The sequence below is a fragment of the Cytobacillus sp. FSL R5-0377 genome (genome assembly GCF_038004385.1).
Classification (GTDB): Bacteria; Bacillota; Bacilli; order Bacillales; family Cytobacillaceae; genus Cytobacillus.
Map to the genome: position 1 here is coordinate 4,754,165 of NZ_JBBORA010000001.1, position 24,986 is coordinate 4,779,150.

26 protein-coding genes and 2 pseudogenes are annotated in these 24,986 nt (G+C 42.2%); 21 read left to right on the forward strand and 7 right to left on the reverse strand.

Annotated elements, in window-relative coordinates; translation table 11 throughout:
• Positions 1 to 80: 80 nt before the first annotated feature.
• Complete coding sequence (locus tag NSQ49_RS24055) at positions 81 to 782, forward strand: lysoplasmalogenase (RefSeq protein ID WP_251284629.1); 702 nt, start codon at positions 81 to 83, stop codon at positions 780 to 782.
• A gap of 26 nt (positions 783 to 808) precedes the next feature.
• Here NSQ49_RS24055 and NSQ49_RS24060 read toward each other — a convergent pair whose 3' ends face one another.
• Positions 809 to 1,366, reverse strand: coding sequence for a CBO0543 family protein (locus NSQ49_RS24060; protein WP_251284630.1), 558 nt, complete (start codon positions 1,364 to 1,366; stop codon positions 809 to 811).
• 117 nt (positions 1,367 to 1,483) lie between these two features.
• On the opposite strand from NSQ49_RS24060, the gene NSQ49_RS24065 reads away from it, so the two are divergent.
• The 4 genes from NSQ49_RS24065 (at position 1,484) to NSQ49_RS24080 (ending at position 3,779) form a co-directional block, all read left to right on the forward strand.
• A complete protein-coding gene (locus NSQ49_RS24065; protein ID WP_251284631.1) occupies positions 1,484 to 2,038 on the forward strand; it encodes a DUF3231 family protein in 555 nt (184 codons plus the stop codon).
• 177 nt (positions 2,039 to 2,215) lie between these two features.
• On the forward strand, positions 2,216 to 2,698 hold the full coding sequence (locus NSQ49_RS24070; protein WP_251284632.1) for a DUF2975 domain-containing protein: 483 nt from the start codon (positions 2,216 to 2,218) through the stop codon (positions 2,696 to 2,698).
• A 9-nt stretch (positions 2,699 to 2,707) separates the two neighbouring features.
• A complete protein-coding gene (locus NSQ49_RS24075) occupies positions 2,708 to 2,917 on the forward strand; it encodes a helix-turn-helix domain-containing protein (RefSeq protein ID WP_159865584.1) in 210 nt (69 codons plus the stop codon).
• A gap of 91 nt (positions 2,918 to 3,008) precedes the next feature.
• A complete protein-coding gene (locus NSQ49_RS24080) occupies positions 3,009 to 3,779 on the forward strand; it encodes a DUF817 family protein (RefSeq protein ID WP_251284656.1) in 771 nt (256 codons plus the stop codon).
• A 38-nt stretch (positions 3,780 to 3,817) separates the two neighbouring features.
• Here NSQ49_RS24080 and NSQ49_RS24085 read toward each other — a convergent pair whose 3' ends face one another.
• The 3 genes from NSQ49_RS24085 to NSQ49_RS24095 form a co-directional block, all read right to left on the reverse strand.
• Entirely contained in the window at positions 3,818 to 4,309 is a 492-nt protein-coding gene (locus NSQ49_RS24085; protein WP_159865590.1) for a CBO0543 family protein, read from the reverse strand.
• Positions 4,310 to 4,427: 118 nt separating this feature from the next.
• A complete protein-coding gene (locus NSQ49_RS24090) occupies positions 4,428 to 5,195 on the reverse strand; it encodes a YibE/F family protein (protein WP_159865593.1) in 768 nt (255 codons plus the stop codon).
• Positions 5,192 to 6,304, reverse strand: coding sequence for a YibE/F family protein (locus NSQ49_RS24095; protein WP_251284657.1), 1,113 nt, complete (start codon positions 6,302 to 6,304; stop codon positions 5,192 to 5,194). Before NSQ49_RS24095 ends, NSQ49_RS24090 begins: the two co-directional genes overlap by 4 nt.
• Before the next feature lie 155 nt (positions 6,305 to 6,459).
• On the opposite strand from NSQ49_RS24095, the pseudogene NSQ49_RS24100 reads away from it, so the two are divergent.
• From NSQ49_RS24100 to NSQ49_RS24155, 12 genes and pseudogenes are all read left to right on the forward strand, one after another.
• A pseudogene (locus NSQ49_RS24100) lies at positions 6,460 to 7,208 on the forward strand (aminoglycoside phosphotransferase family protein).
• A 337-nt stretch (positions 7,209 to 7,545) separates the two neighbouring features.
• A complete protein-coding gene (locus NSQ49_RS24105; protein WP_251284633.1) occupies positions 7,546 to 8,148 on the forward strand; it encodes a TetR/AcrR family transcriptional regulator in 603 nt (200 codons plus the stop codon).
• A 2-nt stretch (positions 8,149 to 8,150) separates the two neighbouring features.
• Complete coding sequence (locus NSQ49_RS24110) at positions 8,151 to 9,053, forward strand: ABC transporter ATP-binding protein (protein WP_251284634.1); 903 nt, start codon at positions 8,151 to 8,153, stop codon at positions 9,051 to 9,053.
• Positions 9,053 to 10,651 carry an ABC transporter permease gene (locus NSQ49_RS24115; RefSeq protein ID WP_251284635.1) on the forward strand — a complete coding sequence of 533 codons (1,599 nt, stop codon included), beginning with the start codon at positions 9,053 to 9,055 and terminating at the stop codon, positions 10,649 to 10,651. Before NSQ49_RS24110 ends, NSQ49_RS24115 begins: the two co-directional genes overlap by 1 nt.
• A 477-nt stretch (positions 10,652 to 11,128) precedes the next feature.
• A complete protein-coding gene (locus NSQ49_RS24120; RefSeq protein WP_159865608.1) occupies positions 11,129 to 12,655 on the forward strand; it encodes a spore germination protein in 1,527 nt (508 codons plus the stop codon).
• A gap of 35 nt (positions 12,656 to 12,690) precedes the next feature.
• Positions 12,691 to 13,779, forward strand: coding sequence for a GerAB/ArcD/ProY family transporter (locus NSQ49_RS24125; RefSeq protein ID WP_251284636.1), 1,089 nt, complete (start codon positions 12,691 to 12,693; stop codon positions 13,777 to 13,779).
• On the forward strand, positions 13,776 to 14,858 hold the full coding sequence (locus NSQ49_RS24130) for a Ger(x)C family spore germination protein (protein ID WP_251284637.1): 1,083 nt from the start codon (positions 13,776 to 13,778) through the stop codon (positions 14,856 to 14,858). The genes NSQ49_RS24125 and NSQ49_RS24130 overlap by 4 nt, the downstream gene beginning before the upstream one ends.
• A 175-nt stretch (positions 14,859 to 15,033) precedes the next feature.
• The gene (locus NSQ49_RS24135) at positions 15,034 to 15,897 is read left to right on the forward strand and encodes a MurR/RpiR family transcriptional regulator (RefSeq protein ID WP_251284638.1); all 864 of its coding nucleotides are present in this window, start codon (positions 15,034 to 15,036) and stop codon (positions 15,895 to 15,897) included.
• Positions 15,894 to 17,021, forward strand: coding sequence for a M20 peptidase aminoacylase family protein (locus NSQ49_RS24140; RefSeq protein ID WP_251284639.1), 1,128 nt, complete (start codon positions 15,894 to 15,896; stop codon positions 17,019 to 17,021). Before NSQ49_RS24135 ends, NSQ49_RS24140 begins: the two co-directional genes overlap by 4 nt.
• A 2-nt stretch (positions 17,022 to 17,023) precedes the next feature.
• On the forward strand, positions 17,024 to 17,842 hold the full coding sequence (locus NSQ49_RS24145) for a GNAT family N-acetyltransferase (RefSeq protein WP_251284640.1): 819 nt from the start codon (positions 17,024 to 17,026) through the stop codon (positions 17,840 to 17,842).
• Between the two features lie 21 nt (positions 17,843 to 17,863).
• Positions 17,864 to 18,988 (forward strand): o-succinylbenzoate synthase, encoded by a 1,125-nt coding sequence (menC, locus tag NSQ49_RS24150; protein ID WP_251284641.1) that lies wholly within the window; start codon positions 17,864 to 17,866, stop codon positions 18,986 to 18,988.
• 295 nt (positions 18,989 to 19,283) lie between these two features.
• A complete protein-coding gene (locus tag NSQ49_RS24155; protein ID WP_251284642.1) occupies positions 19,284 to 20,369 on the forward strand; it encodes a YkvI family membrane protein in 1,086 nt (361 codons plus the stop codon).
• Between the two features lie 56 nt (positions 20,370 to 20,425).
• Here the strand turns inward: NSQ49_RS24155 and NSQ49_RS24160 are convergent, their stop codons facing one another.
• Together NSQ49_RS24160 and NSQ49_RS24165 are read right to left on the reverse strand one after the other, a co-directional pair.
• Positions 20,426 to 21,049: a PLP-dependent aminotransferase family protein gene (locus tag NSQ49_RS24160; RefSeq protein ID WP_311315959.1), complete on the reverse strand. Its 624-nt coding sequence runs from the start codon at positions 21,047 to 21,049 to the stop codon at positions 20,426 to 20,428.
• A gap of 68 nt (positions 21,050 to 21,117) precedes the next feature.
• Positions 21,118 to 21,834 (reverse strand): annotated as a pseudogene (locus NSQ49_RS24165) (aminotransferase class I/II-fold pyridoxal phosphate-dependent enzyme); the annotation flags it as partial.
• 76 nt (positions 21,835 to 21,910) lie between these two features.
• Between NSQ49_RS24165 and blaOXA the strand changes: the two are divergent.
• Positions 21,911 to 22,708, forward strand: a complete 798-nt coding sequence (gene blaOXA, locus NSQ49_RS24170) for a class D beta-lactamase (protein WP_251284644.1) — start codon at positions 21,911 to 21,913, stop codon at positions 22,706 to 22,708.
• Between the two features lie 38 nt (positions 22,709 to 22,746).
• Here the strand turns inward: blaOXA and NSQ49_RS24175 are convergent, their stop codons facing one another.
• Positions 22,747 to 23,208 (reverse strand): hypothetical protein, encoded by a 462-nt coding sequence (locus tag NSQ49_RS24175; protein ID WP_159865635.1) that lies wholly within the window; start codon positions 23,206 to 23,208, stop codon positions 22,747 to 22,749.
• 111 nt (positions 23,209 to 23,319) lie between these two features.
• On the opposite strand from NSQ49_RS24175, the gene NSQ49_RS24180 reads away from it, so the two are divergent.
• From NSQ49_RS24180 to NSQ49_RS24190, 3 genes are all read left to right on the forward strand, one after another.
• The gene (locus NSQ49_RS24180; RefSeq protein ID WP_251284645.1) at positions 23,320 to 23,721 is read left to right on the forward strand and encodes a RidA family protein; all 402 of its coding nucleotides are present in this window, start codon (positions 23,320 to 23,322) and stop codon (positions 23,719 to 23,721) included.
• An 80-nt stretch (positions 23,722 to 23,801) separates the two neighbouring features.
• On the forward strand, positions 23,802 to 24,353 hold the full coding sequence (locus tag NSQ49_RS24185; protein WP_251284646.1) for a hypothetical protein: 552 nt from the start codon (positions 23,802 to 23,804) through the stop codon (positions 24,351 to 24,353).
• A complete protein-coding gene (locus NSQ49_RS24190) occupies positions 24,278 to 24,625 on the forward strand; it encodes a hypothetical protein (protein WP_341071495.1) in 348 nt (115 codons plus the stop codon). Before NSQ49_RS24185 ends, NSQ49_RS24190 begins: the two co-directional genes overlap by 76 nt.
• Positions 24,626 to 24,986 lie beyond the last annotated feature (361 nt).

Sequence of the window (24,986 nt, forward strand, 5' to 3'; positions counted from 1 at the left end):
TTTATCGAATAAAATAAGAGCATTCCAATTGCGCTTTTCTAATGCGCGGGTTCCATACAAACACAGGGAGATGGATATCATTGAAAAAATTGCTTATTCCTTTCTTAATTGGACTGATGGCATTCTTATATATTTTCATCGTTCCTCATGAGCCATTGGCAGTCAAAATTACCTTTAAGCTGATTCCTATGGCACTCATCATTATTTATGCATTCCGTCATCTCCCGCACAGCCCAACGCCTGCCATGCGTTTAGTGATGACGGGCTTATTTTTCTGCATGCTCGGGGATGGGGTCATTGCCGTCACATTTACTGCCGGACTTGGGGCCTTTCTGGTTGGCCATCTTTTTTATTTATCTGGGTTTTTGAAATTGGCTCAGACGACAAAGCGGCGTCTTGCAGCCATTATACCTATCGGTTTGTATTCTTTGATCATTGGCAGCGGGCTTTTAGCTTCTTTAAATGAGAAAGGGGAACATGCATTAGTTGGTCCGGTGATTGCTTATATGCTCGTTATTTCCATAATGGCTTTATCAGCTATCCTAACTGGAAACAGGCAGGCTATTGCGGGAAGCTTATTGTTTGTAATTTCTGATTCCATCCTCTCTTGGAATATGTTTGTCACAGATATTGTTTATTCAGATGTGCTGATCATGACTACTTACTATGGTGCACAATTTCTGATTGCCTCAAGCCTTGCTTCATTCGGGAAATTGGCAGGGGGGCCTGCAGTCACAACGGATGCTGTACCGCAGAATATCAATAAAAAAAAGACTTTCTGATCTGAAGGAAAGTCTTTTTCAGCTTCTTATTTCAGCTCTTGAAAATCCTCGATTCTCGTTATCCAGTACCCGCAGTAATATAATGTGAGGAAGATGAAAAAGTCATATAAAGTGGACCAGCTTTTGGGATTATAAAAATCAAGGGCATTAAATAAATTCATTCCTCCGAAAGCCCCCATGGCAGAGAAGATGATCCCTTTTAAGAATGTATTCATTTGCGGCTTTATCTGCAGGGCCGCCATTACACCTACCGGGGCCAATGAAAAGTGATACGGCAAAAATAGAAAAGGTGCCAGGGGAATAATGGTCATCGGGTAGGTCCATAACCCTAATGATAGTGCTGCCAGGTCTATGGTCAGGGATAGGATGATGATCAACAATCCAGCCAGGAGAAGACGTCCGGTGCTGTCTTTCTTTCGATATTTGAACCAAATCAGCCAGGGAACGATAAACAAAGCAAGTCCGAGCCACCATTGCCATGTAAAGAGAAATTCGTCCTTCACGATATTCGCGAAGTAGGAGCTTATTTTTGAGTATTGTTCATATGCCTGTTCAGATTGGTCCAGTCCTTTTTCAAACCCCATGACTAATCTCCCTCACTATAAGATTCTTCTTTTCCAAAGGCTTTGCTTGAATCTAACGGAAGTTATGAATTTTTTCTAATCCTATACACAACCTATACAGGATAGGAGGTAAAGAAAATGGCAAATCCTTTAGAAGCAATTTTTAATATGCTCAGAGTTGCCCTGGATAATACAAACGAACCTAAATCTCCCTTGCATGTATTAGAAGTTGGGGATATATGGTCGTATTTAACCTTAGTGGAAGAATTTTTACGGTACGAAGAAATTGGATTTAATACGACGACAGATGATGAAGTGATAGAAATGCTTAACGATGTAGTAAAAATATGTGAGTCCCAGGTCAAAAAAATAAGTGCCTTTATGAGAAAAGAAGGAATTCCCTTGCCAGATACAGCATCGGCAAAACCGCATACTTCTCCAAATGAGGTTCCATTAGGAGTAAAGCTTACGGATGATGAAATTACTAATGGCGTCGCATTTAAATTGGTGACGTGTTCCACAGCGTGTGCCAAAGGACAATCAGACTCTGTCCGAAATGATGTAGGCAATATGTGGACTGAATTTTTTTTAGAATGGACGGTATTTGGCGGCACATTAAAAACACTGATGAAAAAGCGGGGATGGCTGAAGGTGCCGCCGTATTACTATGCTCCAGGTACTCCATATAAGTAAAACCCAATTCAAACTTTTGAATTGGGTTTTTATGTGTTTAAATAATAAAAAATCATCCTAAAAGGGTGATGTTTTTTATTTATCAACAAAATAATAATAAGAAACGTTAAAAATTTATTGAAAAACGATAAATTATAGTTTAAAATCAAATTGAAAATAAGAAATGAGGTGTTTTATATGGAAAAGGTTACAACGCTGTTTTTAAAAATAGCCGTTATTCTATTAGGAGTTCCGATTCTCTTACTGTGTATTTTTCTGGTGCCAGAACTGGGAAAAGAGGCAGGGAAAATGCTGCCGGAGTTTGCATTTTTTCAATATTGGGTTTACATCGTGTTCTATGGGTCGACGATCCCTTTTTATTATGCGCTTTACCAGGCTTTCAAGCTTTTGCGCTACATTGATAAAAATAAAGCTTTCTCTGATTTATCTGTCGCCGCATTAAAGAAAATTAAATATTGTGCCATCATGATTGCCTGTTTGCATGTACTGGTGCTGCCGCTCTTCTATATTTTTGCAGAACTAGACGACGCCCCAGGGGTCATCTTCGTCGGATTGGTTGTTCCTTTTGCTTCAATGGTGATTGCCGTTTTTGCAGCTGTTCTGCAGAAACTCCTGAAAGAGGCAATAGATATCAAATCAGAAAATGATTTAACGGTCTGAGGTGAGAACATGACAATCATAATTAATTTAGATGTGATGCTGGCAAAAAGGAAAATGAGTGTAACGGAACTTTCAGAAAATGTAGGAATCACCATGGCCAATCTTTCTATCTTGAAAAATGGAAAGGCGAAGGCGATCAGATTTTCCACTTTGGAGGCCATTTGCAAAGCACTGGACTGCCAGCCTGGCGATATCCTGGAATACCGCAGTGACGATTAAATGGTATGGCGGATTGTCTTAAAAGGCGTGGGACTGGGTAAAAGGAGTGAGTAACATGCATTTAACTATTCGTAAAATGGAAGCTCAGCCGGTGAGACTCTTAAAGCAGCTCTTTCGTTTCGGCTGGGAGCAGGCATTGTCCTGCTTGTTTCCTGTTGTCATTTTTGCTTCTTTAGCTTTAACGAAATTTCTGCCGATGCCTATTTTACCGCGGTATGACTGGCTTTTGATCATCTGTCTGCTGATGCAGTGGGCGATGGTAAAATCGGGGCTTGAAACAAAGGATGAATTAAAGGTTATCACGCTGTTCCACATTATTGGCCTTGCACTGGAATTATTTAAGGTGCATATGGGCTCATGGGCTTATCCGGAGGAGGGGTATTCCAAAGTGTTTGGAGTTCCTTTGTACAGCGGATTCATGTATGCGAGTGTAGCGAGTTATCTGTGCCAGGCGTGGAGGAGGCTGAAGGTTGATCTGGTCAATTGGCCGCCATTTTTGGCAGTAGTGCCTCTTGCCGCTGCGATTTATTTGAATTTTTTCACCCACCATTATTGGATCGATATCCGCTGGTGGCTATCCGGAATGGTCCTGATTGTTTTTTGGAAATCCTGGGTCAGCTACGAGGTAGGCGGAAGTCAATACAGAATGCCGCTTGCTCTATCTTTTGTGCTTATCGGATTTTTCATATGGATAGCGGAAAATATAGCGACATTCTTTAGTGCCTGGGAATACCCCAATCAGGCGGATGCATGGAGTCTTGTTCATCTGGGAAAGGTGAGCTCCTGGCTTTTGCTCGTGATAGTCAGCTTCTTGATCGTGGCGACCCTTAAGCAGGTTAAGGGGAAAACGGCAGGTAAATAACTTCTAATTAAGCTAATCAAGCTCAAACCGCATGTACTCTATAGAAAATCAAACATGAACAAATAAAAGGCAGCAATCGGAACAGAAAGAATCAGTGCCCTTAATTTGTGGAGATAGTGTAATCGGATCATCGGAAACATAATGGCGACAAATTGGAAAGACCACCAGATATTCCACCCATTATGGTAGCTGATGAAGTGAAAGCGGGACGCCAGCCATTCAGCCGCCCAAAATAAAACCATCCACCGTGCATAATACCAGATTTTACTTTTCCGTTTATTAGGATAATTTGATAAAAACACAAAGCCGATTAGCGGATTAATCACGATATTATGCACCAGGTGGGTGCCCATCAGATCCAATATCCCTTCTTCAAGCTCCCATAAATGAAAATGGCTGTGGGAAATAAATTCGTATATGAAAGAGGCCACGGAAATATATAGCATGGTCGGATAATATCTCTCCCAATTTTTCCAGTCGCCTTTTATATAAGAAAGAATGACAACCAATAATACAAGGATGCAGTGCATAGGTTCACCTCATTTTACTCTTTCCTAGTATGGACGATATTCCTTATCAAATACCATTATCTGTAAGAAATAGGCAATTCATCCTTGTATTAATGGCCCCGCACCCCAACATTTCATGCTATTCAGCAGAATTTCCTCTTTTCACTAAATACATGGCGGTAATCCAGGAAGTAATTGGAATCACCATGGTAACACCAATCCCGGCACAGAAAATGGTGATCATCTCGCCGCTGAAAATCTTAGAATTGATAATTTCACCTGGTGTATAGGATAAGTCTTTAAACCAGATCAGCAGTGCCAAATATCCGCCGAAAAAGGCAAAAAATAACGTGTTGGTGCTTGTTCCGAGTATATCCTTGCCGATTCCGATGCCTGCTTGGAATAAGTCTTTTCTGCTAATATCCGGGTGGTGATAATGTATTTCCCTCATGGGGGAAGAAATGGCCATAGCTGCATCCGTAATGGCGCCAATTGTACTCATAATGATGACCGACGCAGCCACCTTCACAAAATCAACTCCGATATAAAGGGAAAAAATGCTTAACTCTTCGATTTCCTCTTCGCCAAATCCCTGAATCATCGCCTTTTCTGCCATGATGACAATGAATGCAATGAGAACGACCGTCGTGATGATGGAAGAGAGAAATGCAGTTATTGTCTTGATGTTTACTTCATTAATAAAAAATAAATTGACACAGCTAATGAAGGCACAGGCTATTAAAGTAACGGCGATCGGATTGATGTTTGGATCATTCATGAAGAAAAGGACGAAAATGATCACCCCGAAGTTAAGGAAAATCGCCAAAAAGGACCGGGCTCCTTTTTGGCCGCCGATAAGGGTCATCAGAATAAATAAGATCGCAGCCAGCACCAGTATTGTATTCATATTTGTGCCCTCTTTCTAGTAATAAAATAAATGGCCGTATACAAGCCAATCGGAATGGTCATGACAATGCCAATTCCTCCGGCCAGTGCCCGTGCTAATTCCAGTGAAAGATTCATCGATAGACTGAACCCGAGGGGCGAATCATTTTTAATATAAAGAATAAGCATAGGAAGGGAGCCGCTGATATAGGCGAAAAACAGAATGTTCGTCATGGTGCCCATAATATCTTTGCCCACTTCCATTCCAGAACGTTTAAGGGCCTGCACGGGAATGCTGTTGTTTTTTTCATATAAGCTGAACAGTGAAGATGACATCGTAATGGCCACATCCATAACCGCTCCCAGCGAACCGATAAACAACCCGGCTAAGAAAACCATTTGGTAGGGCCTTGTGATAAACTGAAGCTCTTCGTATCTTAGCCCCTTCCCGCCAGTTAGCCAGATGACCAGATAGGTAATCAATAACGACAAGAATGTTGCTGCAAGTGTTGCGATAATGGCTGCATAGGTTTTTTCGTTAAATCCATTTGCAAGCAGAAGGGAGGTGACGGTAAATAGGATCACAGCCGCACTGCCTATCAGCAGCAGGCTTATTTCCGGATTCTTCAGATAGACATCCAGCGCATAGGAAAGCAGCACGGCATTAATGATTAGGCTGATGATCGAAAAAAGACCTTGCTTTTTCCCGACAAATAGCAGGATCAGAATAAAGATCCATCCTGTCAACAGTATGTAATGGTCTCGTTTCAGATCAAGCATATCTCCGCTTAAATGGTCAGCACCCTCATCTTTAATAGACACAAATAATTTTTGCCCTGACTGAATTTCATAGTCATAAGCTTTGGATTTTGAATACTGATTGGTTAAGAGAATCTCCTGTCCTTTTGCCTTTCCATTTGTAATTTCTGCCGTGATCCGCTGTTCATATAGACGGTCCTCGTTATCATAAATATCTGTTGTTTTTTCAGACTGAACAACCTGAACTTCCTTCACTTTCGCGATCGTGCGTTCATAAAAAGAATCATTATTTTGTACAAACAGCACCGAGGCTGCTATACATATGGCCAAAATGATATAAAAATAGATGTTTCCAGAAATGTTTTTCAAAATAACCCTCCAAAATACAGGACATTTACAACGGACTTAGGATATCAGGAAGTTTTTCGGGTAGTCAAGTTTCAGCGCATGCATCTCTTTGCAGGGAGGATTCAGATCAAGTGAGATCGAATCATCTTAACAGACTATTAAACAAGGGGAGAAAACAGGTGAACTTGGGCAAACCAATCGCAGTTGGAAATACAGCTGAAATCTATCAAGTTGAGGATAAGGTTATGAAAGTATTTAAAGAGCATTTACCTCCTTTAGAACATATACACGAAGCAAACAAGCAGGAATATGCGTTTTCATCCGGGCTTCCTGTTCCCAAGGTGTTTAACGTAACCAAAATTGAGGGCAGACAGGCCATAATAATGGAGTATGTAAGAGGGAAAACAGCAGGTGAACTCATACTGAATAATATGGAATCAGCAGACCTTTATTTAACTGAATGTGCACAAATGCAGCTAAAATCCATGCTATGCCGGCTGATCCATCTGTAATAGGGTCTATGACTGACAAACTGCATAAACAGATTCAAATAGCAGAAACATTGAATCAGGCTCAGAAAAGAAATCTGCTGAAAAAACTGGATTCAATCATGTTTCAACCAGGATTATGCCATGGAGATTTTCATCCTTTTAATATCATTATAGGTGAAAGTACTGTCACTGTTATTGATTGGGTTGATTCGAGCTCTGGCGATGTCCGTGCGGATGTCATCCGTACTTATCTATTGATATCGGAAGCCTCCGTCAAGCTGGCAGAAAGGTATGTTCATATTTATTGCAGTCTTACCGGTATATCAAGAAACGAAGTCTTTCAGTGGATGCCTATTATAGCGGCTGCAAGGTTATGGGAAAATGTATCAGATGCAGAACATAAGAGGCTTTTGGAAATCATTAGAGAAACCATTTAGTATATGGGCAAAAAAAATCATCCAAAAAGGATGAAGAGATGCAGGGGATCTTACTTCTTTTTAGCATTAAGAAGTTCTTGCTGCTGTTGTTCTTTTTTCTGATTTTCAGCATCCTTTTTGAAAGCCTCCATCGCTTTGTAATAAATGATTGTCACTTTTTTCACCTCCTATTATTAACTGTATCCCCGTGTAAATATGAATAAAACTAAAAATAATAAGTTGATAAAATTTGTTAATTTAAGATTGACCAAAGTGGTCATTTTTTATATCATGATATTGACCACTTTGGTCATCTTTCTGAAAGGGGTGCAATATAATTAATACTACTTTTTACAGCTTGAAACCCGAAAAACAGGAACGGATCATCAATGCGTCCATGAAGGAGTTTGTGAAAAGCGGGTTCGAGAAAGCATCTACAAATGAAATCGTAAAGGATGCCCAAATAAGCAAAGGCTCATTGTTTAACTATTTCACTAATAAAAAGGATTTGTATTTCTTTTTGATTCAGCAGGCAGTGAATACGATTGAACAAATTTATGAAGAAATAGACCTGAATGAACGAGACATTTTTGAGAGAATCAGCCAAATTGGATCCATTAAATTTAAGATCCAAAGGAAATATCCGATTGTATTTGATTTCTTAAAATCGCTGGTCGCTGAAGAGTCTCCGGAAGTAAGGTCCGAAATAAGCCAAATGATTTCCAGCATCCAAAAAGACGGCTGGCAAAGAATTTATGAAAATATCGACTGGTCAAAGCTTCAGGACGGGATCGAACCTGAAAAAGCGATGAACATCCTGAATTGGACCATGTCCGGCTTTGGGGAAATGCAAATCGCAAAGGTCAAGTCATTTGAGGATGTCGGTGTCGAGCTTCTTAACGAATGGGACAGCTATAAGGAGATACTTAAGCGCTGTTTTTATAAAAACGGGGAGGAATGAGCATGAGACTTTTAAAAGTAACCGGCCTGACAAAGAAATTCGGCAAATTTACGGCATTGAATGGGGTAAATCTAGAGTTAAATGCAGGTGAGGTACTGGGGTTTATCGGCCCAAATGGGGCAGGAAAGTCCACCACCATCCGCGTGTTATTAGGAATCTTAAAGGCAACAGATGGAGAAGTGAAGCTTTTTGATATGGATGCCTGGCAGGATGCCGTTGATATCCATAAAAGGGTTGCCTATGTGCCTGGGGACGTGAACTTATGGCCGAACTTAACAGGGGGAGAGGTCATTGATTTATTTATTAAGTTAAATGGCAGGGCGAATAAGGCGAAACGGGAGGAGTTAATTGCTAAATTTGATTTGGATCCATCCAAGAAGTGCAGAACCTATTCCAAGGGAAACAGGCAAAAGGTGGCTCTGATTGCAGCCTTCTCCTCTGATGCTGACCTGTTCATTCTGGATGAGCCGACATCAGGGCTGGATCCCCTGATGGAAAAGGTTTTTCAGGAATGTGTAATGGAAGTGAAAAGACAAGGAAAGAGCGTTCTTTTGTCCAGCCACATTTTATCAGAGGTAGAAAAGCTGTGCGACCGGGTCAGCATTATCCGTCAAGGGAGGATTATTGAGTCTGGGACATTAAGTGAACTTCGCCATTTAACCCGGACTCAAATGCTTGTTGATACGAAGCTGCCGATTACAGGTTTACATGAACTAAAAGGCATCCATGACATTGAAGAAAGCGAGCATGGGGTGACATTCCAGGTCGATACGACAGAAATGGATGATGTAATCAAGCATATCTCCCCATTTGGCATCATCAGGCTGGAAAGTGCTCCGCCAACCTTAGAGGACTTATTTATGCGCCATTATGAAGGGGAGAAGGATACGGGAGGTGTGCGCTGATGGCAGGCAACCACTTGGCCAAGACCGCTTTCCTTTCAAAATTTATTTTCCGTTTGGACCGGCTGCGGATTCCGATTTGGGTACTGGCACTTACTTTTTTTACTATAATGGTTCCAGCAGCTCTTGAAGGACTATATAGTTCCCAGCAGGAAAGGGATGGTATGGCACAGACGATGGCCAACCCGGCGATGACGGCCATGACTGGTCCCGCGGATTTAAGCAACTATACCATTGGGGTCATGACAGCCCATCAAATGCTTCTTATGACAGCTGTTGTGACAGGTTTAATGAGCATCATGCTGGTAACTCGGCATACGCGGGCAGATGAAGAGGAGGGGCGCCTGGAAATGCTGCGTTCTCTGCCAGTAGGGCGCCTATCCTATTTAAATGCTTCACTTCTTGTTGTTTCGGCAGCCTGCATCGGGCTGGCTCTGATTAATGGATTCGGCCTTTATGCCCTTGGAATTGAAAGCATGGATCTTGAAGGATCATTGCTTTATGGCGCAGCACTAGGGGCGACTGGTTTATTTTTCGCAGGTGTAACAGCCGTATTGGCTCAAGCATCAGATAGTTCACGGGGAACGATCGGATATTCAATCAGCATTCTTCTATTATCTTATCTTTTTAGAGCCATTACAGACATCAGCAATGAATCCTTGTCCTGGCTTTCTCCGCTCGCTTGGGTAACCAAAGCTGAAGTCTATGATTCTAATAATTGGTGGCCTATTATTCTAATGATTGCTGCAGCCATGATTCTATTTGCTGCTGCGAACTACTTGAACGCTATCAGGGATCTGGACCGCGGATTTTTGCCATCAAGGCCCGGAAAAAAATATGCATCACGCATTTTGCAGAGTCCAATCGGCCTTGCGCTGAGATTGCAGCGGACCGGAATTATATCATGGGCAATTGGCATGTTCGTGCTGGGGGCTTCCTACGGTTCTGTATTAGGGGATCTGGAATCATTTTTCGCAGATAATGATGCCATGAAACAGCTCCTAAAGCCAACAGAAGGGCTGACATTAGTGGAACAATTCATCCCCATGCTGATGATTGTTATTTCACTGCTGGCAACGGTTCCCCCAGTGATGGCCATGAATAAACTTCGAGGTGAAGAGAAGAAGGAACGAGTGGTTCATCTTTTGAGCAGAGCGGTCTCACGGAGCAGGCTGTTAGGCAGTTATTTCGTCATTTCTGTCTTAAATGGATTACTCATGATTTCGCTGGCTGCACTCGGGCTATGGTCTGCCGGGGATGCTGTGGTTGAAGGCGGGTTATCCTTCGGTATGATCTTTGAGGCAGCCTTGTCCTATTATCCAGCCATGCTGGTCATGATCAGTCTGGCCGTATTCTTAATTGGCTTCCTGCCAAGGTTCACAGGCTTCATTTGGCTTTATGTCTTATATTCTTTTGTTGTCCTGTATTTAGGCGGCTTATTCCAATTCTCTGACTGGGTGGGCAGTATTTCTCCTTTTGGCCATGTGCCGCAAACACCGATAGAGGAATTTTCAGTTATCCCGCTGCTTCTATTGTGTTTAATTGCCGGGGGATTGGCGATCGCGGGATTAATTGGATTTAATCGGCGGGATATAGAGTAAGGATCTGTTAGGTAGGAACGCAATCCATATAGGGATTGCGTTTTTTTTAATACTCGCGGCAACGTGCAAAACAATTTAGGAAGAGATATAACATTGAAGAGCAAGTGAGGATTCTCCCTTGGCAAGAGGCAAGATGAAAGATATGGATTCACATCTTAGGGAAATGATCAAAAGATAGATTGTAAAGTCACTGCTTCCTAAGCAAAAGCAGGTTTATGAATTGTAATTGGTCGGAGAGAGGAGCTAGCTCAACTGCTGAAGAATTTATGGCTTTACTTGTGAAGCATTCACCTCATAGGAGTGTGAGCACATAAACAATTCGCAGCAGAAAGTGAAAAGGTCAATGGTTTCTTAAATGGTAAAATGGATTACTTACACTCTAAAAATAAAACTTGAGCATCCAAATTGAAAAAGAATAATAAAAACCTGTCAGCACATACTAAAACGATGATTTGTTAAGTTTTGGAGGAGTGTACGGTGGGTTTTTTTAAATCGAAATTAAAAAGGTTTAATAGGGACAATAATCAAAAGAAAACCGGAAATATTGAGCATGAATTAAGGATTGATGAACTCCTTCATCGCTGTAAAGAATCTGCTGATTTTGTTTCCTACAGATTTTCGGAATCCAGCCCATTTTATATCCATTATTACCAGACTATTGTAGACGTCAACATCTTGCATCAATATGTCTTGCCCTATATCAATGAAAGTGAGAGCAAAACCCTTTTTGATCTCCAGCAGGCTATTCCCATAGATAATACTGAAATTATCGATAATGTTCATGAAATAAGGGATAAGCTGCTGACAGGCTGTGTTGTCATAGAAGTCAAAGGGTCACTGCAGGAGGCTCTGGTCATTTCAGCTGTAACGCGTGAGAAGAGACCCGTCAGTATGCCGGAAGTCGAGTACAGTGTGGTGGGGCCCAAGGAGGCTTTTGTCGAATCGATTGATGCTAACATCAATCTGGTCAGGAAGAGGCTGCCTATTCCAGATCTTATCGTGGAAGAAGTAAAGATAGGCAGTCTGACGAAAACAAGGGTGGCTGTTCTTTATATTGAAGGAATTTCAGACAAAGAAAACGTGAATACCATTTTGCAGAGGCTGAATGAGATTCAATTTGATCAGATCGTGGACAGCTCTTTTATTAACCAGATCATTTCTGATAACCATAATTCGCCATTTCCTCATTTAATTGACACGGAAAGGCCTGATAGGGTGGCGAGTGTGCTCTCGGAAGGGAAAATTACGATCATTGTAGATGGCTCACCTCATGCCCTCACCGGCCCTACAACTCTCGTAGAGTTTTTTTCAGCTTTTGAAGATTACTTTTTATCATGGCATATAGCCTCCATTTTTCGGCTTGTCCGCTTGTTTGCCGTATTCTTTTCCGTATTGTCGACTTCTCTTTATGTCGCGGTGCTAACCTATCATTACGAAATGATTCCGGAAAACCTGCTTAATCCGCTTATTGCTTCAAGGAGCGGGATTCCGTTCCCGCCTATACTGGAAGCGATTATTCTGGAATTGACCATAGAACTATTGCGTGAGGCTGGGGCAAGGCTTCCGACCAAAATTGGCCAGACGATTGGTATCGTAGGCGGTATTGTAATCGGGACTGCGGCTGTACAGGCCGGGCTGACCAGTAATGTGCTGCTGATCATCGTGGCTCTTGCGGCCCTGGCATCATTTACTACACCTGTTTATCAAATGGGCAATACAATCCGCTTAATCCGCTTTCCTTTTTTAATCACTGCCCAGTTTTGGGGGCTTCTGGGAGTAACCTTTTGCTTTTCATACATTTTGAGCCATTTGCTTAAAATGACGTCCCTTGGTCGCCCCTATTTGGCACCTGTCTATCCTTTACGGCTGAATGACTTAAGAGATTCCCTCTTCCGCCTCCCGTTTTTCATGCAAACGAAGCGGCCAATGCAGGTGAGATCACCTGTAAGAACTCGCTTTCAGTCTAAAAAGCACGAGAAATCGAGAAGAGATATAGAAGATTAATGGGAGTATTAATTATTCGATAAGGAGGCTAGCCGATGTTTCCATTGCCTAAAGAGGATAAAAAGGTATCTCCCTATTTTGTATTTTATTTAATCCATTCGATGCAGATAGGTGTAGGGATCCTGGGCTTCGAAAGGACAATTGTCCAGTCGGCCGGCTACAGTGCCTGGATTGCGATCTTAACATCCGGCGCCAGCATTATCGGATTGGTATGGGTTTCCTATCGAATCTTGAATAAGGGGAACAACGACATTGTAGCCATCCACGCTGAAATTATGGGGAAATGGATTGGCGGATTTTTCAGTTTACTATTCTCGTTATACTTATTTGCTTTTGCATTGGTTGTACTTAGATCATATGTGGAAGTGCTCCAGGTTTGGGTTTTTCCTGAAGTCTCTGAATGGATATTCGTACTGATCATCACTTTTTTAGCCTATTCCTATGTCACGGGAGGTTTTCGGGTCATAACAGGGGTAAGCTATTTAGGTGTTTTATACGGCTTGCCGCTATTGCTGGTGAAGATTTATCCCTTACAATATGCTGATTATGGAAATCTATTGCCAATCCTGAATGCTACACCCGCAGAATTATTTAAAGCTTCAAAAGATATGACCCTTAATTTTCTCGGATTCGAGACGCTTTTTATGTTTTATCCTTTTATAAAAGATGGGCCGAAATCGGAAAAGTGGGCTTATTTCGGGGTGCTGTTCAGCATATTTATGTACCTGCTCACTGCTTTAGTTACATTTGTCTACTTCAACCTGGAACAGTTAAAAGGCACCATTTGGGCTACACTTACACTATGGAAAATTGTGGACTTAATCATTGTGGAAAGGTTCGAATACATAGGAATTTCCGTATGGTTCTTTACCATTCTTCCGAATATTTGCATCGGCCTCTGGTGTGCAAGCAGGGGAATGAACCGTCTGTTTCCTGTCTCTCAGAGAAGTGCCTTGAGAGTTTTTTGCCTATTGCTTTTTTTCATCAGTATTCTTTTAACGGATAGACAGCAAATTGATTTGCTGCAGAAAGTTGTCTCCCAAATCGGGTTATATACCATCTATTTTTACTTGCCAGTCTTGCTGGTTTTACAATTTATCATCATGAAGGTGAAAAAAGTATGAATGTTAAATACTGTTTATGCTGCTGCAGCTTGATTCCAATCCTCCTGGCAGGCTGTACTCCAAGTCCAAAGATTTTGGAGGATATCCAATTAGTGCAGACATTTGGCTATGACTATGTCAATAGTGAGGAATTTGAGGGAACTGCAGGCTCCTCCAATATACCCCCAGGTGAACAGTCGATGCCTGTAAATGAGGTATTTTCTGCAACTGGGAAGACCAGTAAACGGATCAGGCAGAAGATTCAGGCTGAAGCTGCAAGGCCTATAGTTGTTGGCAGGGTTGGACTGGTCATTTTCAATCAGGAACTCGCAGAGCATGGAATTGAAAATCAAATAGATAATCTGCAGAGAAACCCCAGTATTGGCCGGAAATTGCTGCTGGTTGTATCGAAGGAGAAGGCGAAAGACATCATTGATTCAACTTACTCGCAAAGTGATTCTGTATCACAATATTTAATCGATGTGGTAGAACAGAATCTGGAACAGACTATTCCTAATGTGAATTTGCACCGATTTCTTGTTCACTTTTATAGCAAAGATGCAGATCCCTTTTTACCTTTAATCGAAAAAAAGGGTAAACATTTAAAAGTAAGCGGACTGGCAATTTTTAAAGATGATAAGCTTGTTGATACAATCAGCTTTGGTGACGCCTATATCTTTAAGATACTATATGAAAAATTCCGGCGGGGACAATTTGAAGTGGAACTTAGCGGCGGAGAAGATGTAAGTCTCGAAACCCTGTCATCAAAATCAAAAATAATGGTGGACAAGAAGAATGGGAAATATACAGCCACTTTTAAAGTGAAAGTAAACGGCAGAGCGATGGAAGGGGTTGATTTAGATCTTACAGACAAGAAAACGATTGAGAGAATTGAAAAAGCAGTCGAAAAGGAAATAACGGAGAGAGCCGAAAAAATGGTCAAGAGGTTTCAGGAATTGAACACAGATCCCCTTCGCATCGGCGAAAAGGCTAGGCAGCGCTCAGATTTTAATAGGCAACAATGGAAAGAGCAGTATAGTCAAATGGAAATTAAGATTGAAGCAGACGTGCATGCTGTTCAATCTGGGATTATAGAATAGTCCTGTAGATGATAGGAGTAAGTGGCATCCGAAAAGGGTGTCACTTTTATTCGTTAAATTTTCAGAATAATTATTGTTTTCTGGATGAATATATGATAATTTAGTTAAAACGAAGCCCAGACTTCATAAATTACGAGAATACAGCGCAAACTTCAAACTCATAAGGTGATCTTAAATGATATTAAAAGAGACAATAGAAAAAGAGTTTCATAATCTCTCCAAAGGCCAGCAGAAAGCCGCTAAATATTTGCTGGATCACCCGAAGGATTTCGCCGTGAAGTCAGCGGGTGAGATTGGAAAAAGGATCGGGGTCAGTGAAACGACAGTCATCCGTTTTTGTTATTCCATCCAGCTCTCCGGCTATTCTGAGCTGCAGAAGATGGTAAGGGAACAGTTACTGAAGGCAAACAGCACACTGGACCAATATTTTACGAGCAAGGTGGAATTGGCTGAAAAGCCGGAGTTTCTGGCAAGTGTGATGGAGAAGGATTGTCTCCATATCAGGGAAACGATTCAGAATATAAGTCAGGAGGATTTCGATAGCCTGGTTGCACGGCTGATCGAATCGAAAAAAATATATGTGACAGGGCTGAGGTCATCATTCTCGGCAGCGAGCTGGCTTTCTTTTACCCTTGGTGTGGTCAGGGGAAATGCGAAGCTGATCCGGCCGGATACGGATGATCTGCTGCTCACGGTTACCGAAATGGATAGAAATTCTACGTTCATTGCCATTTCATTCGACCGGTATATGAAGGATACGATCAAAATGGCGGAATTGGCGAAAAAGCAGGGAGCCTTTGTGATGGGCATCACCGATTCACCGATCGCGCCCATTAAGGAGCATGCTGATTTGCTCTTTCAAATCCATTCATCCGAAAAATCGACGATTGATGCAGCACCCGCACTTTTTTCCTTTCTGAATGCGGTGATTGCGGGCGTGTCCATACACGATCAGGAACGATTTCAAACAAGGAAAGAACAATATGAAAAGCTGGAAAGTGAACATTTTTTTATTCAGCCAGGAGGGAAATTGGATTGAAGAATTTAATAGACGAGCTGAAAGCAACGTTAGAGAAGGTATTTGCGCATTTGCATGATAAACCGGAGGTAAGCTGGAAGGAATATAAGACTACCGAGTACCTTCAGAAATTCCTGGAATGCCGGGGGTTTCACGTTCAGCTGTTTGGGGATTGCCCCGGTTTAGTTGTTGAAATAGGGGATGGGAGTCCGTGTGTCGCGCTTAGAGCGGATATGGACGCACTTTGGCAGGAAGTGAACGGCAAGCTTCAGGCGAATCACTCATGCGGCCATGATGCCCATATGACAATGGGAGTCGGGGCGATGCTGCTGCTTCAAAAGGCTGGCTACCCTAGAAAAGGCAAATTGAAATTCATCTTTCAGCCGGCTGAAGAAAAGGGAACTGGCGCTCTGAAAATGATTGAGCAAGGCGTGCTGGATGAAGTGGATTACCTCTACGGCGTCCATCTGAGGCCCATTCAGGAGATAAGGGATGGAGAAGCTTCAGCAGCCATTTTCCATGGTGCTGCCCGATTTCTGACCGGGGAAATTATCGGGGAAGACGCACATGGGGCGCGTCCTCATCTGGGCCAGAATGCCATTGAAATTGGCGCTTCTTTTATACATGAAATCAAAAACATTCATTTGGATCCAATGGTCCCTTATACCGCTAAGATGACCAAGTTCCATGCAGGCAGCGATTCAGGCAATATCATACCTGGAAAAGCTTCCTTCAGTTTAGACCTGAGAGCACAAACAAATGAAGTAATTAACGCACTGTCCGAAAAAATTGAAACGATCACAGAGTATTTATCCAAGCTCTACGGAGTCAGGATTACGGTGGAGACGAAAGCGAATGTGGCAGCTGCCCAAGTAGATGAAGAAGCGCAGTTTTTTATGGAAAAGGCCATCATCGATGTACTCGGAGCCGGCCAATTGCGGGAGCCAATCGTGACATCAGGCGGGGAAGACTTCCATTTTTATACCTTGAAGAAGCCGAATATTAAGGCCACAATGCTCGGATTGGGCTGTGATTTGCAGCCGGGGCTTCATCATCCTGACATGACGTTCAACCGCGAAGCCATCTATTCAGGAGTTGAAATACTGGCCAGGGCGGTCATGGTTACTTTAGAAAAGGAGGAGTAAGGATGGCTGCTGTGACAATGGATTTGCGGATATTAAAGTCAGCATCCGATATGAATCTTATACAGAAGCTCGAGGAAATCATCTGGAACATGGCTCCCCTGCCGGTTCATCAAACCATCACAGCTGCCCAGAACGGCGGCCTGCTTCTCGGGGCTTTTATAGAAGATGAACTTGTGGGATTCAGCTACGGATTTCCCGGCTTCCATCAGGGAAAAGGGTATTTATGCTCTCATATGCTCGGCATTCACCCCCATCACCAGGATAAGGGACTTGGAGCGTTATTAAAGCAGAAGCAAAAGGAACTGGCCGCTGAGATGGGTTATGACCTGATTACCTGGACGTTTGATCCGCTTGAGAGCCGCAATGCTTACTTGAATCTTAACAAGCTGAATGCAGTTTGCTCCACATATGTGGAAAATTGCTACGGAGATATGGATGATAATTTGAATCATGGACTGCCCACTGACCGTTTAAAGGTGGAATGGTGGATTACCAGTTCACATGTTAAGGAGCCATTGGTTATTGAGACAGCAGACGCATGCAATCCTTACGTTTGGGGAATATCGGAGGACGACTTTCCTGTTTTATTAAATCCGGAGTGGGAAGATGCTGAGAGAACTGTGATTGTTCCGATCCCGGCAAACTTTCAAGCTATTAAAAATCAAAATTTTGAACTCGCGATGGATTGGCGCTTCAAAACCAGAGCCATTTTTCAAAAGTTATTTTCAAATGGGTACGCCATGGCAGATTTTCAAAAAGGTCAGGAAGGCCTTGTGCATTACTATGTTTTGGTTCAGAAGGATCAGCTTAAACTCAACTAACGTGAAAAGGCGGGAATATAGATGAAGGTGACAGAAGTTGTTTTGCGGCATATGAAAATGAGAATGAAGGCACCATTTACAACAAGCTTTGGGACATTTCAGGATAAAGAGTTTCTTCTATTGGAAGCGAAGGATGAGAACGGTGTGAGCGGCTGGGGGGAATCCGTTGCCTTTCATTCCCCATGGTATAACGAAGAGACGCTGAAAACGAACTGGCATATGCTCGAAGACTTTATTATTCCGAGTCTATTAAACAAAGAAATACAGCATCCGGATGAAGTGTCCGAAAGCTTGTCCTATATACGGAAAAACAATATGGCGAAATCGGCTTTTGAAGGGGCGGTTTGGGACCTGTATTCCAAGCAAAAAGGAATTCCGCTTGCAAAGGCGCTTGGCGGTAAAGTGAATGAAATTGAAGTTGGCATCAGCATCGGGATTCAGGATTCTGTGGAAGACCTGCTGAACCTCATTGGTGAATATGCAGAGGAAGGCTATAAGCGCATCAAAGTGAAAATTAAGCCGGGCTGGGACGTGGATGTCATGAGGGAAGTGAGAAAGCATTTCCCGGATATAGCGCTTATGGCAGATGCAAACTCGGCCTACACTCTTGACGATATTGAACTGCTAAAACAGCTGGATGAATTCGATCTCATGATGATCGAGCAGCCGCTGGCATCTGATGATATTATTGACCATGCTGTCCTTCAGAAGGAACTGAAAACACCTGTCTGCCTTGATGAAAGCATCCATTCCTGTGAGGATGCGCGCAAGGCGCTTGAGCTGGGAAGCTGCAAAATTATTAATATCAAAATCGGCCGGGTCGGCGGCTTGACAGAATCCAAGAAAATTCATGACCTCTGCCAGGAACGCGGCATCCCGGTATGGTGCGGCGGCATGCTGGAAGCCGGCATCGGGAGGGCACACAATATTGCGTTAACTACTCTATCAAACTTTATTATGCCAGGGGACACAGCCGCATCATCCCGCTATTGGGAAAAGGATCTGATTGAACCCGAAGTAACCGTTGAAGATGGAATGATTAAGGTTCCGGAAAAATCGGGGCTTGGATATGAGCCGAATTATGAAACGATTAGGGAGTTTACTGTTTTTGAGAAGAGATTTGAGGTGGAGAAGGTTAGTAGATAAGCGCTAGTTGCCCTCAACGGCGGGGATAGTGCCGCTCGGGTGGCAAAAGTAAGACTGAGAGGAACTAATCGGTAGGAATACAGCCTCTCAAGCGAAAAAATCAAACGCGAGCGGCCCATAACAGGTGGAATAATACCGCTCATACCGAATCACTGAGCACGAATTGGCACTCAACAGAATAGTGCCACTCAAATCAAACGATCAAGGCTCCAATGGCCTTCAAAGAGAGAGGATTCTCTCTTTCTCTTTTAAATAAAGTTGTCAAAAAATTCAAATATCAGAAGGGGGATTCAGTATGAAAAAGAGCTTTCAGATTGCCGGGGCCTTTATTGGAGTCATTGTCGGAGCGGGTTTTGCTTCCGGGCAGGAGATTTTGCAGTTTTTTACCGGCTTTGGCTGGATGGGGTTAGCCGGAGGCGTGCTGGCGACTATTTTCTTTGCTTTTCTTGGCATGAATTTAACGCAGCTTGGAAGCCGGCTGCAGACAGATTCGCATAAAGATGTGATTTACCATATTTGCGGAAAATATCTTGGGGTGGCTGTGGACTTTATCATTACATTTTTCCTTTTTGGAGTGGCTGTCGTTATGCTTGCCGGATCTGGATCTATCTTCGAAGAGCAGTTCGGCATCCCGAGCATGGCCGGGAACATCATTATGGCAGTGTTAACGATCCTGACCGTTTGTCTCAATATCCAAAAAGTCATTTCAATAATCAGCCTGGTCACTCCATTTCTCCTGCTTATGGTGGTCATCATTATCGGCTATGCTCTAAGCACGATGGGGCTGGATTTCTCGGAAATTCAGAACTTGGCGGAAAGCGGGACGCCAGCTGCGTCCAATTGGTTTATGGGCGGATTACTATATGTTTCTTACAATATTGCAGCAGGTGCAGCGATGCTTGCTGTCATGGGCGGCACTACAAAGGATGAAAAACAGGCAGGGATGGGCGGCATTCTGGGAGGTGTGGGACTGGGTATCCTGATTTTACTGATTAATCTAGCCATGCTCGTAAAAATGGATGTGGTGGAAGGATCTCCAATGCCGATACTCGCACTCGCCAATGAAATCTCGCCTGCATTTGGAATGTTAATGTTCGCAGTCCTGCTCGGCATGATCTACAATACTGCTGTTGGTATGCTGTATGCTTTTACGGCAAGGGTTGTGAAAAGAGAGAATCCTAAATTCAATGTCTTTGTTGTATTATTCGGTGCTGCCGCTTTTGGCGCCAGTTTCATGGGCTTCATCAATTTGGTTGGAACGGTTTATCCGCTAATGGGGTACTTAGGGTTTACACTTATTGCGGCAATTGTGTTTGCTTGGGTCAGAGGGAAGAGGAAGACTGCTGGAAGTTTTATTAATCGAGTTGCTGTAAAACAATGAAAGCTTGGAAAGCTCAGTTCTGCTGAGCTTTCTTTTCTTTATGGCTATTCGCCATCTTAAGAATGGATTAGCTTTCGAATCCCTTCTCCAATCTTTCTCACCCCAACATCTATTTTCCTGTCATCCACCTGTGACACGCTTAACCGAATACGATTTTCCTCCCTATATTCAGGAAGGTACATTCCTGATGCATCCTGAACCAGTACATTTTTCTTTTCGAGATATTCCACAAGACGCTTAGCTTTCATTCTGCGAGGAAGCTCTACGGTCGAATAAAACCCGGAATCCCCTCCAGTAAAATCAGCATCGGAAGGCAAATACTTCAGGTATGCCTTTTTGAGGATGGTGCCTTTCTTTTTGTATTGCCGCCTTAGTTTTTCAATATGAGCTTTAAACATACCGCTGCTTAAATAGATTTCAAGAGCCCCTTGCGTGAGGACTGGTGTATGGACGTCCGCTGCAAATTTAGCCTGTGTGAAACTTTTTATTAGCTCTTCCGGAAGAACAGCCAATCCCAATCGCAGCCCAGGCAGCAAAACCTTTGAAAAGCTTTTTGTGTAAATGACTCTTCCGGAATGGTCATAGGCAAACATGGGATCTGCCTTTTTCCTAGTATCAAGATCTCCCATATAGTCATCCTCCACAATATAGATATCATATTTCTGAGCGAGCTCGACCATGTGCTTTTTTCCTTGTTGGAATAGCTGCAGCCTGTCGGGTTCTGAAATCTGGAAACTGTGTAGAAAAACTTGATGCTTCGTTCTCTGAATACCTTTTCTAAGTAATTAAGATCTATTCCTTTCTGGTTTCTCTCAATGCCGATAGGCTTCAAGCCGCGAGAGGTAATAGAATCTATGAAACTGAAATGGGTAGGCTGTTCGACGCAAATCTCTTTTTTATGATTGGGAAAAGGCAGTGAGCTTAAGAGATCCAAAGCCTGCTGGGAACCTGATACAACGGCAATTCTTTCAGGCGGGGCGAAAACCTGCAGGTCCTGAAGCTGAGTTGAAAGCTGATGCCGAAGACTCGCCAAGCCGAGGGGATGGGAATACTGAAACATATCTTCCTTATAAAGTTCAATTGCCTGATTCATGCAATGCTGATAATCACGGTAGGGCATCCTGCTTTTATCCGGTCCTGCTGAAACAAAGTCTATTTTCAGTTGAGTTTGTTTTTTGGGTTTATCTGTCCCTACTGCAAAATAGCCGCTTTTGGGCACAGAGTAAATCAGATGTGCCTTTTCCAATTCACTGTATGCTCTTAGTACAGTATTGATGCTGCAGCTGAATTCTTTGGCAACCCTGCGGACGGAAGGGAGCTTTTCTCCGGACTTCAACTGTTCATCATCCAGTCTGGATTGGATTTCTCCTATGATTTCATCATATTTAGTGCTCATGAATTCACACCTTGCTGAAGATTTGTATGGGTACAGACGGCCAAAACGCTTCTTTTCTATATCCATCATGCTGTTTATAGTATAAGGGACAAATAAAGGGCTGACATCATGACGGAAATCCTATTTTATAAAGGAGGAAGAAAAGATGAAAATGATGAGGAGAGCCGGAATAGCCGTACTTGCCTTATTATTGCTACTGACAGGAACAGGTGCTGATGTATTAGGCGGAAAAGAAAATACGAAAGAGCTGCGCATTGAAGAGGCTTTTGCTGGTAAAGAGGGCACGATGGTCCTAAAAAACCTTAATAATGACAAGGTGTATGTTTATAACAAGGAGCGGAGCAAAGAGAGACTGACGCCAGAATCGACCTTTAAAGTCGCCAATGCTCTAGTTGGGCTGGGAACAGCTGCTGTCAGAGATGAATACGAAGTGAAACGGTGGGATGGAGTGGAAAGGGAATTCGAAAGCTGGAACCGGGATCACTCACTTGCTTCTGCCATGAGGGAATCGGCTATCTGGTTTTATCAGGACCTGGCAAGGACAATTGGTGAAAAGAAAATGAAGAATTACGTAGCCAAAATAAGGTATGGGAACCAAGACATATCTGGCGGAATTGATAGATTCTGGCTGAATAGCAGTCTGAGAATATCTGCAGCAGAACAAGCAGCTTTTATCGAAAAGTTAGTAGAAGAGGACTTGCCATTCTCAAAACAGAACCAAAAAACAGTCAAACGAATAATGATTCAGGATGAACAGGATCACTTCATTTTACATGGGAAAACAGGGACAAGACTCTCTGATATGGGACTTGGCTGGTATGTTGGTTTTGTTGAAACGGAGAAGGGCACATGGGTGTTTGCTGTGAATATTGATGGAACAGGCACTGAGGCCAGGAATATTGCTTTAGAAGTATTGAAGGAGAGAAAAATTATTAAGCAGTAAGCTGGATCAAGGGAAACCATGTCCTGGTTTCCCTGTTATTACTGAACTTCCGCCACAAATGTAAAAGAGATTTCACCGTTTTGCCATTCTGCTAAAACTTCATAAATATATTTTCCTTTATCTGCAGGCATGTTAATTTGATTATCCTCCAGCTTGATTTCACTTTCTATTCCCGTTTCATTCCATAAATACACCTTTATTACTGGATCATCTTCAATTTTCACTTTGACTTTCTGGTCCGGTTTTACAAGAATAGGTTTAAGCTGTACTGCCATCTGATTCGGGGATGCATGATCAGTTTGGATTGATTCCGTTTCAAGGCCTTTTTTTCTGACCCACTGAAAGTTTCCTTTTTCCATTCGATATTCTGTTCCATTCACTACAGCAGTTGCCTTCTTCTCTGGCGGGAATTCCCCTTGATCCACCGATTTATCTGAACAGCCAAACAGTAAGCTGACAGAGGCAATTACGATTATACTTACTAATCTTAAACTCCGCATTATGCCACCCGCCTTTTATGATGGTTATTAAAAATAGTTTACCTGAAAAAGGAAATCTTATATATAGCTAGAATTACATTAGTAAAATGCTAAAGGAAAGGAATTTAAGAAATGAAGAAAATCTCACTCATACATTCTAAGGTTTTACCTGCTGTTGACTATGCTTACGCCTCCCATGTCCCTTCTGGAATGGACCTTTATTTTATGGCGGGTGCCTGTCCTCTTGATCAAGAGGGGAGAGTGCCTGAGGGAATCAGGATTGAAGAACAGGCTAAGCTTTGTGTTGAAAACCTGAAAGCAGCCTTACAGGAATGTGGTGCTGAATTAAAGGATGTGGCTTATACAAGAGTTCTTGTTGCATCCGCTGATCAGGCAGATTTGGTGGCTGCATGGCAGGCAGTCAGAGAGGAATTCGGTTCCCATGATGTTCCGAGCACATTGTCCGGTGTTACCGTTTTGGGATATAGCGGCCAATTGGTTGAGTTAGAAGCGGTTGCTGCAGTAGCTAAATAATTCATTTTTATTTAAGTAAATTAAATAAGCTGATGACTAATATGTTAAAATTTTCGAGGATAACAAAAGGGGATTTTAACATGAATACTTTAAAAAATTCTATTTCTTATTTACTAATGATTCCTGCTATCTTAATAGGAACTTGTGCAATGGCTGCAAATGGTCTGAGTCCCGGAATATCGCTTCAAAACATCTTAATCTGGTTTGTGGGAGCTGTTTTGTGTTCTTATTGTTTAGTTCCTAATAAGGAAAAAAGATTAATTAAAGGCGATCTTCTTCTAACCTGCATTGCAGTAGCCTTATTAGTTCTTCCATTTCTGTTTGATGGTTCAGGCGGTGTTCATCGCTGGATAACTTTAGGACCGGTTAACATATATGCAGCAAGCATTATTTTGCCAATTATTATTATTCAGCTATGGAAACTAAACAATCCTGCTAGCTACGGAATCGCACTGTATTTTTTAACCTTATTAATCCTGCTATTCCATCCAGATGCAGGTCAATTAACTTCATTTGCTTGTGCAGCTTCTCTTATTTTGTGGAAGAAGATTGGTAATTGGAAGTTAAAGTTGTTAACTCTATGCTTTGCGCTGTCACAGTTATCCTTTCATGGATTTTTATCGATGATTTAGCACCAGTTCCTTATGTAGAAGATATTATCTTTTTGGTTGCAGATCTTGGTATTGTCTGGCTGATTTTAGGTATTTTGTCGCTGCTGTTATTATTAAGTCCATTCTTTTATTACGGCAGAAGTAATATTATATCGTTATCTTTAGGGGTTTATTTCTTAATTACTATGATTGTAACTCTATTTGGTCATTTTCCAATGCCAATCATGGGGTATGGAATCTCACCCATGATTGGTTATTTTATTGCCGTCAGCTGGATTAGAATGAATAATTGAAAATGGAGAACTAAATGTCTATTATCCTTGCAATTATCGTCCTTTTTGGTTTAATTATTTTTAGGAATCAGGTTATGGAAGACGAGCAGAATAGTGTCACTGCTCTTTATACTGCCTGTATTAGCAATATTCCTTTTTGTTGGATAAGTGTTTTGTAACTCTTGGTATCATACTGCACCTGATTCATTGAATTTTACTGTCCAATAGGAAAATCAATCATATACAGTGACAGGCGTTTGGAAGAAACCATTAGATGCTTATAGATTTCCACGGATGTTAAGCGAAATAGATCGAAGGATTATGAAAAAATGGGTAGCCGTTACTTTGAAGATTCGGTTCAAGAATGAATAAAAAATAAGCA

What these genes read in the sequence shown, in the direction of transcription:
- NSQ49_RS24065 (WP_251284631.1), top strand. Translation starts at nt 1,484, where the DNA reads ATGGCAAATCCTTTAGAAGCAATTTTTAATATGCTCAGAGTTGCCCTG.
- NSQ49_RS24070 (WP_251284632.1), top strand. Translation starts at nt 2,216, where the DNA reads ATGGAAAAGGTTACAACGCTGTTTTTAAAAATAGCCGTTATTCTATTA.
- NSQ49_RS24160 (WP_311315959.1), bottom strand. Translation starts at nt 21,049, where the DNA reads ATGGTCGAGCTCGCTCAGAAATATGATATCTATATTGTGGAGGATGAC.
- NSQ49_RS24110 (WP_251284634.1), top strand. Translation starts at nt 8,151, where the DNA reads ATGAGACTTTTAAAAGTAACCGGCCTGACAAAGAAATTCGGCAAATTT.
- NSQ49_RS24135 (WP_251284638.1), top strand. Translation starts at nt 15,034, where the DNA reads ATGATATTAAAAGAGACAATAGAAAAAGAGTTTCATAATCTCTCCAAA.
- NSQ49_RS24185 (WP_251284646.1), top strand. Translation starts at nt 23,802, where the DNA reads ATGAATACTTTAAAAAATTCTATTTCTTATTTACTAATGATTCCTGCT.
- NSQ49_RS24060 (WP_251284630.1), bottom strand. Translation starts at nt 1,366, where the DNA reads ATGGGGTTTGAAAAAGGACTGGACCAATCTGAACAGGCATATGAACAA.
- blaOXA (WP_251284644.1), top strand. Translation starts at nt 21,911, where the DNA reads ATGAAAATGATGAGGAGAGCCGGAATAGCCGTACTTGCCTTATTATTG.
- menC (WP_251284641.1), top strand. Translation starts at nt 17,864, where the DNA reads ATGAAGGTGACAGAAGTTGTTTTGCGGCATATGAAAATGAGAATGAAG.
- NSQ49_RS24075 (WP_159865584.1), top strand. Translation starts at nt 2,708, where the DNA reads ATGACAATCATAATTAATTTAGATGTGATGCTGGCAAAAAGGAAAATG.
- NSQ49_RS24125 (WP_251284636.1), top strand. Translation starts at nt 12,691, where the DNA reads ATGTTTCCATTGCCTAAAGAGGATAAAAAGGTATCTCCCTATTTTGTA.
- NSQ49_RS24180 (WP_251284645.1), top strand. Translation starts at nt 23,320, where the DNA reads ATGAAGAAAATCTCACTCATACATTCTAAGGTTTTACCTGCTGTTGAC.
- NSQ49_RS24085 (WP_159865590.1), bottom strand. Translation starts at nt 4,309, where the DNA reads ATGCACTGCATCCTTGTATTATTGGTTGTCATTCTTTCTTATATAAAA.
- NSQ49_RS24090 (WP_159865593.1), bottom strand. Translation starts at nt 5,195, where the DNA reads ATGAATACAATACTGGTGCTGGCTGCGATCTTATTTATTCTGATGACC.
- NSQ49_RS24175 (WP_159865635.1), bottom strand. Translation starts at nt 23,208, where the DNA reads ATGCGGAGTTTAAGATTAGTAAGTATAATCGTAATTGCCTCTGTCAGC.
- NSQ49_RS24115 (WP_251284635.1), top strand. Translation starts at nt 9,053, where the DNA reads ATGGCAGGCAACCACTTGGCCAAGACCGCTTTCCTTTCAAAATTTATT.
- NSQ49_RS24130 (WP_251284637.1), top strand. Translation starts at nt 13,776, where the DNA reads ATGAATGTTAAATACTGTTTATGCTGCTGCAGCTTGATTCCAATCCTC.
- NSQ49_RS24145 (WP_251284640.1), top strand. Translation starts at nt 17,024, where the DNA reads ATGGCTGCTGTGACAATGGATTTGCGGATATTAAAGTCAGCATCCGAT.
- NSQ49_RS24155 (WP_251284642.1), top strand. Translation starts at nt 19,284, where the DNA reads ATGAAAAAGAGCTTTCAGATTGCCGGGGCCTTTATTGGAGTCATTGTC.